At 73.3% G+C, this 16,533-nt stretch carries 17 protein-coding genes; 6 read left to right on the top strand and 11 right to left on the bottom strand.

Features of this window, described 5'->3' with window-relative positions:
* Nucleotides 1-29 precede the first annotated feature (29 nt).
* The 6 genes from thpD to ACERM0_RS14010 all read right to left on the bottom strand — a co-directional run bounded on the left by thpD (nt 30) and on the right by ACERM0_RS14010 (nt 5,974).
* A complete protein-coding gene (thpD, locus tag ACERM0_RS13985) occupies nt 30-941 on the bottom strand; it encodes an ectoine hydroxylase (protein ID WP_373679214.1) in 912 nt (303 codons plus the stop codon).
* Complete coding sequence (locus tag ACERM0_RS13990) at nt 934-1,377, bottom strand: ectoine synthase (protein ID WP_373679215.1); 444 nt, start codon at nt 1,375-1,377, stop codon at nt 934-936. The genes thpD and ACERM0_RS13990 overlap by 8 nt, the downstream gene beginning before the upstream one ends.
* 15 nt (nt 1,378-1,392) lie before the next feature.
* Nucleotides 1,393-2,682, bottom strand: coding sequence for a diaminobutyrate--2-oxoglutarate transaminase (ectB, locus tag ACERM0_RS13995; protein WP_373679216.1), 1,290 nt, complete (start codon nt 2,680-2,682; stop codon nt 1,393-1,395).
* A gap of 150 nt (nt 2,683-2,832) precedes the next feature.
* Nucleotides 2,833-3,378 carry a diaminobutyrate acetyltransferase gene (ectA, locus tag ACERM0_RS14000; protein ID WP_373679217.1) on the bottom strand — a complete coding sequence of 182 codons (546 nt, stop codon included), beginning with the start codon at nt 3,376-3,378 and terminating at the stop codon, nt 2,833-2,835.
* Between the two features lie 298 nt (nt 3,379-3,676).
* Entirely contained in the window at nt 3,677-4,744 is a 1,068-nt protein-coding gene (locus tag ACERM0_RS14005) for a D-alanine--D-alanine ligase family protein (RefSeq protein WP_373679218.1), read from the bottom strand.
* Between the two features lie 21 nt (nt 4,745-4,765).
* A complete protein-coding gene (locus tag ACERM0_RS14010; RefSeq protein ID WP_373679219.1) occupies nt 4,766-5,974 on the bottom strand; it encodes a PLP-dependent aspartate aminotransferase family protein in 1,209 nt (402 codons plus the stop codon).
* A 155-nt stretch (nt 5,975-6,129) separates the two neighbouring features.
* On the opposite strand from ACERM0_RS14010, the gene ACERM0_RS14015 reads away from it, so the two are divergent.
* A complete protein-coding gene (locus tag ACERM0_RS14015; protein WP_373679220.1) occupies nt 6,130-7,047 on the top strand; it encodes an SDR family oxidoreductase in 918 nt (305 codons plus the stop codon).
* An 89-nt stretch (nt 7,048-7,136) separates the two neighbouring features.
* Nucleotides 7,137-7,835, top strand: coding sequence for a GAF and ANTAR domain-containing protein (locus ACERM0_RS14020; protein ID WP_373679221.1), 699 nt, complete (start codon nt 7,137-7,139; stop codon nt 7,833-7,835).
* 7 nt (nt 7,836-7,842) lie between these two features.
* Here the strand turns inward: ACERM0_RS14020 and ACERM0_RS14025 are convergent, their stop codons facing one another.
* Nucleotides 7,843-8,850 (bottom strand): NAD(P)H-dependent glycerol-3-phosphate dehydrogenase, encoded by a 1,008-nt coding sequence (locus ACERM0_RS14025; protein WP_373679222.1) that lies wholly within the window; start codon nt 8,848-8,850, stop codon nt 7,843-7,845.
* Nucleotides 8,851-8,941: 91 nt separating this feature from the next.
* Between ACERM0_RS14025 and cofC the strand changes: the two genes are divergently transcribed.
* Together cofC and ACERM0_RS14035 are read left to right on the top strand one after the other, a co-directional pair.
* On the top strand, nt 8,942-9,586 hold the full coding sequence (gene cofC / locus ACERM0_RS14030; RefSeq protein WP_373679223.1) for a 2-phospho-L-lactate guanylyltransferase: 645 nt from the start codon (nt 8,942-8,944) through the stop codon (nt 9,584-9,586).
* A gap of 56 nt (nt 9,587-9,642) precedes the next feature.
* A complete protein-coding gene (locus ACERM0_RS14035) occupies nt 9,643-9,849 on the top strand; it encodes a cold-shock protein (RefSeq protein WP_373679224.1) in 207 nt (68 codons plus the stop codon).
* A gap of 166 nt (nt 9,850-10,015) precedes the next feature.
* On the opposite strand, the gene ACERM0_RS14040 is transcribed toward ACERM0_RS14035, so the two are convergent.
* Complete coding sequence (locus ACERM0_RS14040; RefSeq protein ID WP_373679225.1) at nt 10,016-10,816, bottom strand: hypothetical protein; 801 nt, start codon at nt 10,814-10,816, stop codon at nt 10,016-10,018.
* Between the two features lie 65 nt (nt 10,817-10,881).
* Here ACERM0_RS14040 and ACERM0_RS14045 point away from each other — a divergent pair, with 65 nt between their 5' ends.
* Nucleotides 10,882-11,976: a GNAT family N-acetyltransferase gene (locus ACERM0_RS14045; RefSeq protein ID WP_373679226.1), complete on the top strand. Its 1,095-nt coding sequence runs from the start codon at nt 10,882-10,884 to the stop codon at nt 11,974-11,976.
* 11 nt (nt 11,977-11,987) lie between these two features.
* Here ACERM0_RS14045 and serB read toward each other — a convergent pair whose 3' ends face one another.
* Entirely contained in the window at nt 11,988-13,220 is a 1,233-nt protein-coding gene (serB, locus tag ACERM0_RS14050; RefSeq protein WP_373679227.1) for a phosphoserine phosphatase SerB, read from the bottom strand.
* Nucleotides 13,221-13,293: 73 nt separating this feature from the next.
* On the opposite strand from serB, the gene dapC reads away from it, so the two are divergent.
* Nucleotides 13,294-14,469, top strand: coding sequence for a succinyldiaminopimelate transaminase (gene dapC / locus ACERM0_RS14055; protein WP_373679228.1), 1,176 nt, complete (start codon nt 13,294-13,296; stop codon nt 14,467-14,469).
* A gap of 58 nt (nt 14,470-14,527) precedes the next feature.
* Here the strand turns inward: dapC and ACERM0_RS14060 are convergent, their stop codons facing one another.
* Nucleotides 14,528-15,553, bottom strand: coding sequence for a DUF368 domain-containing protein (locus tag ACERM0_RS14060; protein WP_373679229.1), 1,026 nt, complete (start codon nt 15,551-15,553; stop codon nt 14,528-14,530).
* Between the two features lie 188 nt (nt 15,554-15,741).
* Nucleotides 15,742-16,509, bottom strand: coding sequence for a glycerophosphodiester phosphodiesterase (locus tag ACERM0_RS14065; RefSeq protein WP_373679230.1), 768 nt, complete (start codon nt 16,507-16,509; stop codon nt 15,742-15,744).
* Nucleotides 16,510-16,533 lie beyond the last annotated feature (24 nt).

Here is a 16,533-nt window from a genome sequence, read left to right on the forward strand (position 1 = left end):
GCCGGGCACGTACCTGCACCGGCCCCACCTCAGACGCGCGGGACGGGCTCCCACTGCGTGGCGGCGATGAACTCCGGGCGGCGCGTGGGGGCCGCGAAGGGCTCCTCGACCGCGTTCTCCACCGAGTTGTAGACCAGGAAGACGTTGCTGCGCGGGAACGGCGTCTGGTTCTCCGACGAGGCGTGCATGATGTTGCAGTCGAAGAACACCACCGAACCGGCCTTGCCGGTCAGCTGCCGGATCTCCCGGCCCTGGCCGACGATCAGCTCGCGCAGGCTGTCGTGGTCGGGCGTACCGACCTCCTGCTTCTTCAGCGACGCCTTGTAGTGGTCGGCGGGGGTCTGCCCGACGGTGGTGACGAACGTCCGGTGCGAGCCCGGGACCACCATCAGCGGACCGTTGTGCGGATAGTTGTCCGTCAGCGTGATCGACGCCGACAGGCAGCGCATGCGCGGCATGCCGTCCTCGGCGTGCCAGGTCTCGAAGTCGGAATGCCACCAGAAGCCCTTGCCGACGAAGCCGGGCTTGACGTTGATCCGGCTCTGGTGGATGTAGACGTCCGAGCCGAGCAACTGGCGGGCCACGTCGGCCACGCGCGGGTCGGCGGACAGCTTCGCGAACTGCGGGTCGCTCTTGTGGATCTCGAAGATCGAGCGCACCTCGTCCGACTCGAGCTCGGTGATGGTGCGCTCGTCGGCACGGACGGCGGGGTCCGCGGCCAGTTCGTCGAGGCGGGCGCGGATCCCGGCCACCTCGTCCGGCGAGAACACGTCGGGCAGCAGCAGGTAGCCGTCGCGCTCGAACGCCTCCAGCGCGTCCTGCCCGAGCGGGCCGTCGTCGACGCCGCCGCGGGTCGTCGGCTCCTGGCGCTCGAGCAGTTGTGGGGTGTCGCTCACGCGCGTCGGGTAGGGATCTCGCCGCATCGTGTCGGTACTAGCCATGCACGGCCTCCTTGGTGTCGTCGAGTTCGTCGGTGTGCGCGCTCGGCACCGGGTCCTGCGGCGGCGGATACGCACCGTCGGGACCGTGGACCTCGCGGCCGGTCAGGGCGGGCGTGAACACGCAGACCATGCGCAGGTCCGTGTCGGCACGCAAGGCGTGACGCTCGTGGCCGTCGAGGACGTACAGCGTCCCCGGCGCGACCGGGTGCTCCTCACCGGTCTCCAGGTTCGTGAGCAGGCCCGTGCCCTCGATGCAGTACACGGACTCCTGGTGGTGCCGGTAGTGCATCTGCGTGGTCGTGCCGGCGTGCAGCACGGTGTCGTTGAGCGAGTAGCCCAGCCCGTCCTGCGCGAGCAGGAACCGGCGGCTGGACCACGTCGGGGCGGCGACGTCGCGGTCGGTGCCGACCAGGTCGCCGAGCGTGCGGACGATCATGCGAATGCCTTTCGATCAGACCGGCTGGGTCGCGGCGACGGCCGCCGGCGCGGTGGCGGGCACGGCGTCGACGACCGCCCGGACCAGCAGCTCCAGCCCCTCGTCGAGTTCCTCGTCGGAGATGGTGAGTGCGGGCAGCAGCTTGACGACCTCGTCGCGTGGCCCGGAGGTCTCCACGATCAGGCCCAGCTCGAACGCCGCCGCGCAGATCCGCTCGGCGTGGCCCTCGGCGCAGGCCAGCCCCTGCACCATGCCGCGCCCGCGTCGCTCGGCCTCCAGCACCGGGTGGGCCGCGGCGAGCCGATCGAGGGTCTGTGCCATCAGCTCCGCCTTGCGCTCGACCTCGTGCGTGAGTGCGTCGTCCTCCCAGTGGCCGAGCGCCTCGGTCGCGGTGACGAAGGCGGGGTTGTGGCCGCGGAAGGTGCCGTTGTGCTCGCCCGGGTCCCAGACGTCGAGGTCGCCGCGGAAGAGCGTGAGCGCCAGCGGCAGCCCGAAGCCCGACAACGACTTCGACAGGGTCACGATGTCGGGCTGGATCCCGGCCGGTTCGAAGCTGAAGAACGTGCCGGTGCGGCCACAGCCGGCCTGGATGTCGTCGACGATCAGCAGCACGTCGTGGCGGCGGCAGACCGCCTCCAGGTCACGCAGCCACCGCATCGAGGCGGTGTTCAGGCCACCCTCGGCCTGAACCGTCTCCACGATCACGGCCGCGGGCAGGTCGAGGCCGCTGCCGGCGTCCTGGAGCAGTGCCTCGAGGTAGCCGACGGTGTCGACCTCGGGTCCGAAGTAGTCGTCGTAGGGCAGGTTGGTCCCGGCGCCGAGCATGATGCCCGCCCCGCCGCGCTTGCCGGCGTTGCCGGACACCGCCAGCGACCCGACGGTCATCCCGTGGAAGGCGTTGGTGAACCCGATGACGCGCTCACGGCCGGTCACCTTGCGGGCCAGCTTCATCGCCGCCTCGACGGCGTTGGTGCCGGTCGGCCCCGGGAACTGGACCTTCCAGTCCCCCATGCCGCGCGGCTGCAGGATCACGTCGTGGAACCGCTGCAGGAACCGCTCCTTGGCGACGGTGTAGGTGTCCAGGCTGTGGACGACGTGGTCGCCGAGGAGGTAGTCGACCACCGCCTGCCGCATCCCCGGGTCGTTGTGCCCGTAGTTGAGGGCACCGGCACCGGCGAAGAAGTCGAGGTAGCGCCGGCCGTCGGTGTCCCACAGCTGCGAGCCGCGGGCCCGCTCGAAGGTGGCGGGCCAGGAACGGCAGTAGGACCGGACCTGGGATTCGTACTGGTCGATGGTCGCGTTCACGGTGCTCCTTGTTGCGGGGGGCTTCTCGGTGGGGCGGCGGTCCCGTAGGGGGACGGCGCGTGTCGGTCGTGGGTCTTCGTCGTCAGGCCGCCGGTCCGGGTTGCGGCAGCGCGCGGCGGCCCGTTCACCGGCGGCTGGGGGCGGCCGGCGTCAGCGAGGTGGCAGCGGCCCGATGCGCAGCTCGAGCTCTGGCTGGTGCACGCCCGCCTCGACGGGGAACACCTCGGCGGCGAAGCGCTCGGACTGCCGGCACCCGACGCCGAGGTCGTCGGCCAGACCCTGGAACAGCGCCAGCGACGCGGCGTTGTCCGGGGTCACGGTGGCCGTCAGCCAGCGCGCGTCCCGGTTGCCGGGCCGGGCCAGGAAGGCCGACAGCAGTCGGCGGCCGAGCCCGCGTCCGCGCTGGGCATCGGCGACGGCGACCTGCCAGACGAAGGCGGACGTCGGGTCGGTCGGGGGCCGGTAGCCACCGACGAAGCCGACGATCCCGTCGGCGTCGCGGCCACGCGCGCCGGCGTCGCCGTCGGCGGTCACGGCGTCGGTGCCGGCCACCACGGAGGTCGCGGCGAAGTCCGTGCACCACAGCAGGTAGGCGTAGGGCGAGTTCAGGTCGAGCGCGCCGCTGTCACGTGCCAATCGCCACAGGTCCGCAGCATCGGTGGCTGCGGGCGCGCGGAACGTCACGACGTCGGGCATGGAAGGCGCCGGGGCGACCGGACCGACGCCGGTGGCGTCGGATCAGCACGGCCGGGGTGCGCGGGACGACCCCGCCAGCGGCGAACTCACCTCCCTGAGGTCCTGGACAGACGCCGACGCGACGGGCGCGCGTTCGCCGCCGCCGTCGTCGACGTCCCCACCGTAGGTGGGCCCCCCCGGGGTGCCGCAACCTCGGACGGGCGGTCGATCGTGGGGAACGTCCGGTTGCGAACGGGCCCGGGCACGTCTATCCGCGTGCGCGCGCGAAGGCGAGGACGCGGATCGCCGACGCGGACCGTCAACGCTCCAGGGCGAGATCCAGCAGGCGGTCGACCAGCTGCGGGTAGGCGAGCCCCTCGGCGTCCCACAGGCGCGGGAACATCGAGTTGGGTGTGAAGCCGGGGATGGTGTTGATCTCGTTGACCAGGAGCCGACCGTCGGCGGTCAGGAAGAAGTCGACGCGGGCCATGCCGCGACAGCCGATCGCCCGGTAGGCCTCACGGGCCAGGTGGTCGATGCGGACGGCGACCTCATCCGGGACGTCGGCTGGGACGACCAGTTCCGACTCGTCGAGGTACTTGGCCTCGAAGTCGTAGAACTCGTGCGACGGGCGGATCTCGCCGGGCGGGGTGACCTCGAGCGCCTCGTTGCCGAGCACGCCGACCTCGAGCTCGCGCGGCGCGGCGAAGCCCTGCTCGACGATCGCGACGTCGTCGTAGCGGTAGGCCTCGACCAGGGCGGCCTCCAGATGGTCACGGCCGCTCACCCGCCCGATGCCGATCGACGACCCCTGCCGGGCCGGCTTCACGAACCACGGGTAGGGCAGCCGATCCTCGAGCCCGGCCGCGACGGCGTCCGCGTCCGCGTCCCAGCGCCGCCGGTGCACGGTCGCGTACGGCCCCTGCGGCAGCCCGCGCGCGGCGAACGCCGCCTTCATGGCGCCCTTGTCGATGCCGATCGACGACGCCGTGACGTCGGCGCCGACGTAGGGCACCCCGACGGTCGCCAGCATCCCCTGCACGGTGCCGTCCTCGCCCCACGGACCGTGGAGCACGGGGAAGGCCACGTCGACGCCACCGAGCACCCGGGCGGACTCGCCGTCCTCCTCGACCTGCACGAGTCGGGCGCCGTCCTTGCTGCCCACCAGCGCGACGGTGGGGCCGGCGTCGGCGACCTCGGGCAGCGGCCGGCCCGCGGCGGTGCGGATGTCGCCGTCGGTGAGGGTCCAGCGGCCCTCGCGGGTGATCCCGACCGGGACGACCTCGTAGCGCGAGCGGTCGATGGCGGCCAGCACCGAGCGCGCCGACAGGCACGACACCTCGTGCTCGGACGAACGGCCTCCGTACAGCAGCAGGACTCGCTTCACCGGTGCGCTCCTCGGGTGCCTTCAGCGGGGGTGGTCGGCGGCCGCCAGGGCCTGACGGACGTCGTCGAGCAGGTCGTGCTCGTCCTCGATGCCCACGGCCAGACGGATCGTGCCCGGCCCGAGCCCGGCCGCCGCCAGGGCGCCGTCGTCGAGCTGGCGGTGGCTGGTCGAGGCCGGATGCAGTACCAACGAATGCGTGCCGCCCAACGACGCCGCGCGGGCGAAGACCGTGCAGGAATCGGCGAACGCCTCGGCCGCCGCACGATCCGGCAGGTCGAACGACAGCACGCCGCCGAACCCGCGTCCACCGAACTGCTCACGTGCGAGCCGGTGCTGGGGGTGGTCCTCCAGCCCGGGGTAGCGCACGCGCGCCACCCGGCCGGACGCCGCGAGCGCCCGAGCGAGGGCCAGCGCGTTGGCGCCCGACGCGCGCATCCGCAGCGGCAGCGTCTGCAGTCCCCGCACGACCAGCCAGGCCTCGAAGGGACCCAGGGAACCGCCGAGCTCGAACGCGTGCTCGCGGACGGCGGTCACCACCTCGTCGTCCCCGGCCACGACCCCGGCAACGACGTCGCCGTGACCTGCCAGGTACTTGGTCGCCGACTCGACGACGGCCGTGGCGCCGAGCGCGTAGGGCCGACACAGGTACGGCGACGCGAAGGTGTTGTCGACGACCAGCGCGACGCCGCGCGCCCGGCACACCTGTGCCATCCCGGCGAGGTCGGCGACCGCCGTCGACGGGTTGGCGATGGTCTCCACGTGGACGACCGTGTGCTCGTCGGTCAGCGCGGCGGCGAGGGAGTCCGGCGTCAGCAGGTCGGCGTGGTCGACCTGCCAGCCGGCCTCGTCGCGCAGGCGGCGCAGCAACGCCCAGGTCCCGCCGTACAACCGTGACGTCGCCAGCACCCGACCCTTGCCCCGCAGCACCGACAGCAGACCGTGGATCGCGGCCGTACCGGAGGCCAGCGACCAGGCCGCGGGGGCCTCGTGGAGCGACGCGACCACGTTGTGCAACGTGGTGGCCGTCGGATTGTCGTAGCGGCCGTACACGTAGCCGGGGGCCGCGTCCTCCAGCAGGGCACCGACCTCGGACGAACGCGGCGTGGACCAGGTCGCCGACGGCCAGATCGCCGGGCCGACCGGCGTCTGGGCGACGTCCGGGACGATCGCCGCCCCCTGCACCGCCCGGGTGGCGAACCCACCTCGCGGGCGTGGCAGCGTCGGTTCCACGGCGGCTTCCGAGACGTCGAGCAGGGGTGGTCGCCGGCAGCCTAGCGAGGGGGTCCCGGAACGGTTCGTAGGCATCCGTCCCACGTGGCTAGGGTGCGGCCGCAACCCCGGACCCGCGGTGTCGGACCGCGGTTCGCGAGCGAGGAGGCAGCCGCGTGGCCCAGATCGACTTCGACGGACGTGTCGCCATCGTCACCGGCGCCGGCGGCGGCCTGGGCCGCAGCCATGCGCTGCTGCTGGCCAGTCGCGGCGCCAAGGTCGTCGTCAACGACCTCGGCGGCAACCGAGCCGGTGAGGGCGGCGGCTCGGAGATGGCCGACGACGTCGTGTCAGAGATCCGTGACGCGGGGGGCGAAGCGGTCGCCAACTACGACGGCGTGCACACCTGGGAGGGTGGCCAGGCGATCGTGCAGACCGCGATCGACGCGTTCGGGCGGGTCGACGTCGTCGTGAACAACGCCGGCATCCTGCGTGACGTGTCGTTCGCCAAGCTCGAGGAGTCCCAGCTCGACCTCGTCCTCAAGGTGCATCTCTACGGTGGCTTCCACGTCGCCCGGGCCGCCTGGCCGCACCTGCGCGAGCAGGGCTACGGCCGCATCGTCAACACCACCTCGGGCTCGGGCCTCTACGGCAACTTCGGGCAGTCGAACTACTCGGCCGCGAAGCTCGGCCTGGTCGGACTCACCCGCACGCTGGCCATCGAGGGTGCCAAGTACGGCATCACCTCCAACGTGATCGCGCCGGTCGCGGCCTCCCGGATGACCGAGGACATCATGCCGCCACAGCTGCTCGAGCGGCTCGAGCCCGACTACGTCTCACCGCTGGTCGCCTACCTCGCCTCGGAGGCGTGCACGGACACCGGACGGATCTACTCGGTCGGCGGCGGCTACATGGCGCGGGTGGCCATCCTCGAGGGCGAGGGCGCCACCTTCGACGGGGTGCCGACGCCGGAGGACGTCGCCGACTCCTGGGACCGGATCCAGCAGGTCGGCCCGGGCTCGGCCGAGTTCACGCAGGGCGTGATGGAGCAGACCGGCAAGATCGTCCAGGCGCTCGGCATCGCGTTCGACTGACGCGAGCTTCGCGGCCCGGGATGCCACAGCCGGCCGTTCGACGGTGGCGGCGCGACGCGCGCCGCCGCTACCGATGGTGACACGCGACAGTGGAGGCAGCGATCTCGCACGAAAGTGATCTCGCCGTACAGATGGCGGAGATCTCCCGGGAGCTGGCCGGCGCCGGGGACGTCCGACAACTGAGCGCACACCTCTGCAAGCTGTCGGTGGCCGTCGTCCCGTCCTGCGAGCACGCGGGCGTGTCGCTCGTCCGTGGTGGCGTCATCGAGACCCCCGCCCAGTCCGACGCCGTGCCCGAGCGGGTCGACCGCATCCAGGACGAGACCGGCCAGGGCCCCTGCGTCGACGCCATCCTGGAGGGCGAGGTCTTCGAGACCGACGACCTCGCCGCGGAGACACGCTGGCCCGAGTACCGGCGCCGGGTCGTCGAGGAGACCGGCGTGCGCAGCGTGCTCTCCATGCGGCTCTTCCTCGGGGAGAACGACATCGGCGCGCTCAACCTCTACTCGACGCGACGAGCGGCGTTCGACACGGAGGACCGGGCCGTCGCGTCGATCCTCGGCGCCCACGCGGCCGTGGCGCTGCAGGCCATGGTCCGCGAGGAGCAGCTGCAGCAGGCACTGCACGGCCGCGACGTCATCGGGCAGGCGAAGGGGATCCTCATGGCGCGCCACGGTGTGGACGACGACACGGCCTTCCAACTCCTGCGGGGCGCGTCCTCACGCCTGAACGAGAAGCTGCGCCAGGTCGCACGCACGGTCGTGGAACGGGAGATCGAGCGCCGGTGAGTCCCGGCTACAGCCCGTAGATCTCGGGCTTGGCCGACCGCTGCAGCAGCCCGTCGACCAGTTCGGCCGGGTGCAGGCCACCGTGGCAGACCGCCACCACCCCCTGCGTGATGGGCATGTCGACGCCCGCACGCTCGGCCAGGCCCAGGATCGCCCGGGACGACTTGACGCCCTCGGCGACCATGTTCATCGACGCGATGATGGCGTCCAGCGACTCGCCCCGCCCCAGCCGCTGACCGACGGTCCGGTTGCGCGACTTCGGCGAGGTGCACGTGGCGACCAGGTCGCCGACCCCCGCCAGGCCCGCGAACGTCAGCGCGTCGCCGCCGAGGTGGACGCCCAGGCGCACCATCTCGGCCAGTCCGCGCGTGATGACGGCCGCCATCGTGTTGTCACCGAAGCCGAGCCCGTGCGCCATCCCGGCGGCCAGCGCGATCACGTTCTTGACCGCGCCACCCACCTCGACACCGACCTTGTCGGGGTTCGTGTACACGCGGAAGTACGGCGCCATGACCGCCTTCTGGACCCGCTCGGCGCGGTGCTCGTCGGGGCTGGCGGCGACGGTTGCCGCCGGCAATCGCAGCGCGCACTCCTTGGCGAGGTTGGGGCCCGAGACGACCACCACCCGGTCCGGGTCACACGCCAGCGACTGCGACACGACCTGGCTGCCGAAGCGCATGGTGGCGACGTCGACGCCCTTGATGAGGCTGACCAGGGTCGCGTCGGGCGGGATGTGGTCGCCCCACTGCGCCAACTGCTCCTCGATGCCGACCGACGGCACCGCGAGCACGACCACGTCCGCGCCGGCCAGGGCCTGCTGCGGGTCGGGCGTCGCCTCCAGCCCGTCGGGGAGGCGGACGTCGGGGAGGTAGCCGGTGTTCGTGTGCTCGTGCACGATCTCGTCCGCGACCTCCGGACGGCGGGCCCACAGCGTCGTCGGCTCGCCGGCGTCGACGCACATCATCCCGAAGGCCGTCCCCCACGACCCGGCACCCATGACCGCGACCTTGCTCACGAAGTGCCTCTCCCGTCGTCGCAGGACGTTCTCACCGGCGCCCGCTGCTCCCCAGCGGGCGGCGTGACCCTACCTGGCTACGCTGCCGCCGATGTCCCCCTCGACCGTAGCCCTGGTGCCGCTGCGCGCTCCTGGCGCCGGCAAGACCCGCCTGTCCGTGGCGCTCTCGGCCGAGCAGCGAGGTGCGCTGGCCGGCGCCATGCTCGCCGACGTCTGCCGGGCACTGTCGGAAGCACCCGTCGACGACCTCGTCGTGGTCGCCGGTGGCGAGGCGGCCGCCGCGGCCGCGTCCGCGCTGGGCCTGGAGGTCCTGCTCGACGCCCCCGGCGTGACCGGGCTCGATGCCGCCATCCGTGCCGCCCAGCACCGCCTCGGGCCCGTCCCCGCCCTGCTGGTCGTCACCGCGGACCTGCCGCGCCTGCAGGCCGACGACGTCGCCACCCTGCTCGACCAGGACGCCGAGGTGGTCGTCGCACCGACGGACGACGGCGGCACCGGCGGACTGCTGCGCCGGCCCGGCGACGCCATCGACACCGCCTACGGGCCCAACTCGGCCCGCCGCCACGCCGCCGAGGCACGCCGGCGCGGCCGCAGTCTCGCCACCGTTCACACCGCCGGCTTCGCCACCGACGTCGACACGCTCGCCGACCTCACGGCGCTGTCGACCGGCCCGGTGGGAGCCACCACGGCCGCGCTGCTCGCCACCTGGTCCGACCGCGACGCCGACGCCGGTTGACCGCGCGACCGCGGCTATCCTCGCGGCCCCATCCCCCACCCGAGGAGACGCCGGACATGCCGCAGGGCACGGTCAGGAAGTTCGACCCCGCGACGCGGACCGGCACGCTGCTCGACGACCGGCTGCGCGAATACCGCTACGACCGCGAGACCTTCGAGGCGTCCGGCCTCATGCAACTGCGCGTCGGCCAGCGCGTCCGCTTCGAACTCGAAGGCGACGAAGACGACCCCCACGTCACCCGCCTCGGCATCGTCAGCCTCTGAACCCTTCTGCGGCCGCTTCCTTCGCGGCCTGGGGCGACACCCTCACGGTTGCGGTCACCAACCGTCAGCGGCCGCCCGCTGCGAAGCGCATCGCCTACGCCCGCACGCCGTCAGCGGCCGCTTCCTTGCTTCCGGGAGGCGACACCGCCGGTGGGACCGCGGCGGTTCAGGCGTTGGCGGGCAGGTCGTCGAGGACGAGCGCGGTACGGGCGAACAGCCCCTGGCCGTGGTCGACACCGTTCTGGTCGGCCCACTGACGCGTCTCGTCGAGGGCCTCGCGCAGCACCTGCGCGGCCTCGGGGGCGGCGGAGCCGTGCTCGGCGAGCGCGGCGGACGCGACCTTGTCGGGGTCCGTCTCGATCAGCTCGCGCACCAGGCGGTCCGGGTCCTTCACGTCGCGCCACGCGAGCGCGCACGCCGCGGTGAACGCCGGCGAGTCGAAGTCACCGTCGGAGGCGATGACGGCCAGGTGCATGAGCGCCTTGGCGGAGAGCCGGTCCTCGTCGGCGACGGCCGCGACCAGCGGCGCGTACTGGCCGAGCTGTTCCTCGCCCACCAGGGGTGCGTGCAGCTGCAGGTACTTCACGCGGACCGGCAGGTTCTGGTGCACCTCGAGGTCCTCGGGCACGTCGCCGTCGAGCCACTCCTTCAACGGCTTGGCCTGGGCCCAGTACTCGGCCGGCTCGGCCGAACTGCGCAGCGACGCGGGTGCCGCCAGCGTCTTGGCCGGGTCCACCGAGTAGCTGACCAGCCCGAAGCCGTACTCGTCGGCGTGCGCCTTCGCGTAGTCCAGCGACAGCCAGCCGCTGACCCGCTTGCCGTTGGCGTACGTGCCGGGCGCGGCGTTGTCGAAGTCGCCGGGGGGCCCGTAGTACTCCGACAGGTCGGCACGGGTGCGCAGGCCGTCCTCCTCGATGAGGGGCAGCCGGCGGGTGGGAGTCAGGTGGTAGACGGGGACGCGGGCCACGAAGGTTGGGCTCCTGGCAGGGGCGGGTGACGGGCGGCGAGGGTAGTCGGCCATAGCATGCCGCTGTGTCCGAGGACCTGCCCGCTCTCACGCTCCCGACGCCGCCGGACGCGTTCACCCTGCGGCGTGCGACCTGGAACGACCTCTTCGCGGTCGCCGGGCTGTACGCCGCGTGCTCGACCGCCCGGGTCGGAGCCGTCACGACGCGGCCCGGTGACCTGCGGGTGCGGTGGCTGGAGCTCGGCGGTCCGGACGACGTGCTGCTGGTGGAGCGTCCGGGCGCCTCGCCGTCGCTGGTCGCAACGCTGGAGTTCCAGGTGGACGTCGACCCGTGGACCGACGAGCTCGACCTGCACGTCGAGGGTCGGGTCCATCCGGACTGGGAGGGCCACGGGCTGGCGACCTACCTGCTCGACCACGCCGAGGCACGGGCCCGGAACGAGGCCTGGCGGGCCGGCCGCGCGACCGCGGTGCTGCGCACGACGGTCGTGGACGGGGACGCGCGGGCCCGTTCGTTCTTCGCCCATCGCGGGTTCGTGCCGGTGCGCTACCTCCTCGAGTTGCGGCTCGACCTGCATGCCGCCCCGCCCCATCCGGTGTGGCCGCCGGGCGTGACGTGCCGCTCGTTCGTGCCGGGGCAGGACGAGCCGGCCGTCTGGGCCGCCCATCTCGACGCGTTCGCCGACAACCCGGAGTTCCTGCCGCTGGAGCTCGACGACTGGGTCGAGTCGCACGTCCGGCGCGACCCGGCGTTCGACCCGTCGCTGGTCCTGGTCGCGCAGGCGGCCCCCGGCGTCGGCGTCGCCGCGGACGGCCAGCCGCTGGAGGCGCCGACGGTGATCGGGTTCGCGTGGTGCCGCGCCGGCGCGGAGGGCGCGGCCGAGGAAGGCTGGATCCGCGACCTCGCGGTCGTGCCGGCCTGGCGCGGCCGTGGCGTCGGCATGGCGCTGCTGCGTGCGGCATTCGCCGCCTTCCGGGCCCGGGGTCTGACCGGCGTGCGACTGGAGGTCGACGACGTCACGCTGGACGGCGCGGTCGCGCTATACCGCCGTGCGGGCATGCGCATCGCCCGCCGCACCGAGGTGTTGGAGCAGCTGCTGGTGGCGGCCCCCGGCCCCGGCGACGTTCCATTGCCGCCGGACCTGCCACCCGCGGCGTAGGCCGGCGGCGCTCAGACGGGTGGTGTGCCGGGCACCGGGATCAGGCCGTCGCGGACCAACGTCGGGTCGCCCTCGTCGGCCGCCTCCACCTCGTCGCGGCGGATGCCGAGCAGGAACAGGATGGCGTCGAGGTACGGCACGGACACGGCCGTGTCGGCGGCGTCACGCACGACCGGCTTGGCGTTGAAGGCGATGCCGAGGCCTGCCGTCGCCAGCATGTCGAGGTCGTTGGCGCCGTCACCGATCGCGACGGTCTGTTCGAGCGGGACCTGCTCGGCCGCCGCGATGCGCCGCAGCACGGCGGCCTTCCCGGCCCGGTCGACGACCTCGCCGAGCACCCGGCCGGTGAGCTTGCCGTCGACGATCTCCAGTTCGTTGGCGACCGCGTGGTCGAGGCCCAGGTCGCGGGCGAGCGCGTCGGTGACCGCCGTGAAGCCGCCGGAGACGATCGCGACCGTGTAGCCCAGCCGCTTCAGCGTGCGCACGAAGGTCCGGGCTCCGGGGGTGAGCCGCAGCCGGTCGCGGACCTGCAGCAGCGCGTCGGCGGGCGTGCCGGCCAGCCGGGCCACCCGTTCGCGCAACGATGCCTCGAAGTCCAGCTCGCCGTGCATCGCCCGGGCGGTGATGTGGGCCACCTCGTCGGCGCAGCCGGCGACGTCTGCCAGCAGTTCGATGACCTCGTCCTGGATCAGCGTGGAGTCGACGTCCATCACGACCAGGCGCTTGGCGCGGCGTTCCAGGCTCTCGCGCTGGATGGCGACGTCGACGCCGTGCTCGCGGCTGGCGGCGACCAGCGCGCGCCGCATCACCTCGACGTCCCCGTCGACCACGACGAACTCGTACGACACGACCGGGTAGCGCGACAGCCGCAGGATGCGGTCGATGTTGCCGCGGCCCAGCGCGATGGCGCCGGTGACGCCGGCCAGTGCCGCGGGCGGCAGGGTCTGGCCGATGACGGTGACGACGAAGCGTGGCTTGGTGGCCCGCTGTGAGGTGTCCTCGACCACCTCGAAGTCCAACTGCAGACCGTGCTCCCAGCCGTGGAACAGCAGGTCCTTGAGGACGTCGTCGCCGGCGCTGACGCCCACCAGCAGGTCGAGAGTGAGCCGTTCGCGGACGACGACCTGCTCCATGTCGTACAGGTGCGCACCGCTGCTCGAGAGCACGCCGAGCAGCCCCGTCGTGATCCCGGGGCGGTCCCGCCCGGTGCAGCGCACCAGGATCGTCCGCAAGGCGTCGTCCATCGTGCCTCGGAGCCTATCGGCCGCCCGCCTACGCTCCGTCTCGTGGATCCTTCGCAGGAGGTGGGCAACCGACATGGCCACGTGCAACCCGGCCCTCGAGCAGCTCGGCGGCTACCCGCTCGCCCGGCTGCAGGACCTCGCCAACGACCTGCGCGCCGACGGCGGGCCGGTGGCCGACTTCTCGATCGGGGACCCCGACGAGCCGACGCCGCCGTTCATCCGTGAAGCGCTGATCGACGCGGTCGGGCCGGTCAGCCGCTACCCCACCGCCGCCGGGCAGCGGGCCCTGCGCGAGGCCGTCGCCGGCTGGGTGCGCACCCGCCATGGCGTGGAGGTCGACCCGGACGTGCACGTGCTGCCGTCCGCCGGCAGCAAGGAGGCCATCTTCCACCTGCCGTTGGCGGTGCTCGACCCGCACGGTCCACGCCGGGCGGTGCTGTGGGGCGACCCCGGCTATCCCGTCTACGGCCGGGGTGCGCTGTTCGCCGGCGGGGTGTCCGACCCGGTGACGCTCACCGACCAGGACGGCTGGCGGCTGGACCTCGACGCGCTGCCCGCCGAGCGTCTGCGGGCCGCCTGCATCGCCTGGGTCAACTACCCCCACAATCCCACCGGCGCGACCGTCGACCTCGACTGGTACCGCCGGCAGGTCGCGACGGCCCGGCAGCACGGCCTGCTGCTGGCCTCCGACGAGTGCTACCAGGAGGTCTGGTTCGACCGGCCGGCACCCAGCGTGCTGGAGGTGTGCGACGGCGATTTCACCGACGTGCTCGCGTTCGTGTCGCTGTCGAAGCGCTCGGGCATGACCGGCTACCGGGCGGGCGCCATCGTCGGCGACCCCGAGCTCATCCGCCGGCTGCGCGTGTTGCGGCCCAACGTCGGCACCGCCTCCCCGGACTTCGTCCAGGTCGCCGCCACGGCCGCATGGCGGGACCAGACCCACGTCGATGCGCGCCGCGCGGTGTTCGCGGCCAAGCGCGACGTCGTGCTGGGCTTCCTGAAGGACGCCGGCATCGAGGTCAGCGGCTCCGAGGCGACCTTCTACGTCTGGTTCCGCGCCCCGGGCGACGACGACGCTGCCTACGCCGAGGCACTGCTGCGCGAACGGATCATCGCCTCGCCCGGGCGGGCGTTCGGCCCGGCCGGCGCGGGGTGGCTGCGCCTGGCGCTGGTCCCGACGGTCCAGGGCTGCCGCGATGCCGTCGAGCGCTGGGCCGCGGCCATCGACGATGGCCGCCTGCCCGTCTGAGCGTCCACACCGCGCGCCGCCTCGTCCGCGCGTGGCGTCGCCCGCACGGTCGGCCGCGTCAGGTGCGCTCGGCGACGCGGCGCGCGACCGCGCCGAGCACCAGCACCGCCACGAACGCGCCGACGGCGAGGGCCAGCACCACGGGGACGTCGCCCGGGACGGGTGCGGACACGGTCGGGTCACCGACCCCGGACGCGGAGGGCCACGGCCACAACACCCGGGCGGAGCCGACCATCAGCCCGATGAGCGCGGCCAGGACCACGTCGTGGTGGCGGCGCAGCAGCCAGTGCAGCAGCGTGGAGAACGACGCCAGGCCCACCACCGCCCCGCCGGCGAGGACGGCCAGCGGCAGCAGGTCACGGCCGCTGGCCGCACCGATGACGAACTCGTACACCCCGAGCAGCACCAGCAGGAACGACCCGGAGATGCCGGGCAGGATCATCGCGCAGATGGCGATGGCGCCGGCGACGAAGAGGTGGAGCGGCGTGGGCTCTGGCACCACCCCACCGCCGAAGCCGAGCCCGACCGCGGTGACCACGGCGACCACGGACCCGATCGCGAGGTGCCCGCCCTGCGGCCGACGGACCTCGCGCAGCGCCAGCACGGTGGCGCCCAGCACCAGGCCGAGGAAGACCGCCGACAGTTGCACGGGGCGCTGCTCCAGCAGTCGCTCCAGCGTCGCGGAGAGCAGTGCGATGGCGGTGAAGATGCCGGTCAGCAGACAGGCGACGAAGCCCCACTCGATCGCCAGCAGGGCGCGGCCCGCGTCGGCCAGACGCCCGCGCAACAGCAGCGACAGCACCCCGGCGCCCTGACGCACGTTGGTGATCAGTCGCTGGTAGATGCCGGTGACGAGTGCGACCGTGCCCCCGGAGAACCCGGGGACGATGTCGGCCGAGCCCATGGCGAAGCCGACCAGCCCGATGGAGACGAACTCGAACGGACGGCGCGGCGCCGTGGCCGCGTCGGCCGACGGCGGGCGGTCCACGACCTCGCCCTGGGCGTCGGGCAGGCGGCCGAGTACCGCCTCGTCCTCGGGCGGCACCGGGGTGTCGACGGGATCGGTGGGCTGGCGGTCGTCCACGTGGCGGTCCGGGCAGGTGGGAGCGGTGGGTATCGGCGTCCGGGGTCGCCGCCGGCGTGTCGGGCGGCGACCGGGCTGCGGCCGACCGTCGCACGCTACCGCCGACCGCCGCTGCCCGGAGCCACCTCGGCCCGCCCGACGCACGTGCGCCGTGCCGACACCTCACCACACGCCGCGTCCCGGTTCCGTCAGGCGGGCCAGGCCCCGCGCGTCCGCAGCACGTCTCGCAGCAGGCGCGTGCGGTCGCTGATCAGGCCGTCCACGCCGAGGTCCAGCAGTCGGTGCATCTCGGCCTGTTCGTTGACCGTCCAGACCTGCACGGGCAGGCCGGCCCAGTGGGCCGTGGACACGAACCGCCGGTCAACCACCGGCACCCGGCCGAAGCGGACCGGCACCTGCAGGACGTCGGCCCGCAGCCGCACGCGCCGGCCGCGGCGGCGCGACAGCGACGCAAGCCGCAGCCTTCGCACCTCGGCGGGGCCGGCCGACGTGCACACCCGCTCGCCCAGCGCGGCGCGGATGCGGGTCAGGCGGGCGTCGGAGAACGAGCCGACGCACAGCCGGGCCAGCAGGTCGTCGTCGCCGCGCAGCCGGGCGATCAGTGGCTCGACGGCGGGGTCGTCCTTCACGTCCACGATCACGCGCACGTCCGGGAAGCTCGCGACCAGCTCGTCGAAGCGCGGGACCGGCTCCCGGCTGGAGATGCGCGCGCGGGACACCTCGCCCCAGCTGAGGCCGGCGATGACCCCGGCCGTGTCGGTGACGCGGTCGAGGGTCGGGTCGTGGTGCACGACCAGCACCCCGTCGCGCGACGCGTGGACGTCGGTCTCCAGGTAGCGGTAGCCCAGCGCGACGGCATCGGCGAAGGCCGCCAGCGAGTTCTCCGCACCGACGTGGTCGCCACCGCGGTGCGCGACCGCGACCGGTCCGTCGTCGTCGAGGAAGGGATGGGGCACGGGTCGCTCCTGCCGTTGGCCGAG

The organism is Egicoccus sp. AB-alg2 (genome assembly GCF_041821065.1).
In the GTDB taxonomy this organism is placed as follows: Bacteria; Actinomycetota; Nitriliruptoria; order Nitriliruptorales; family Nitriliruptoraceae; genus Egicoccus.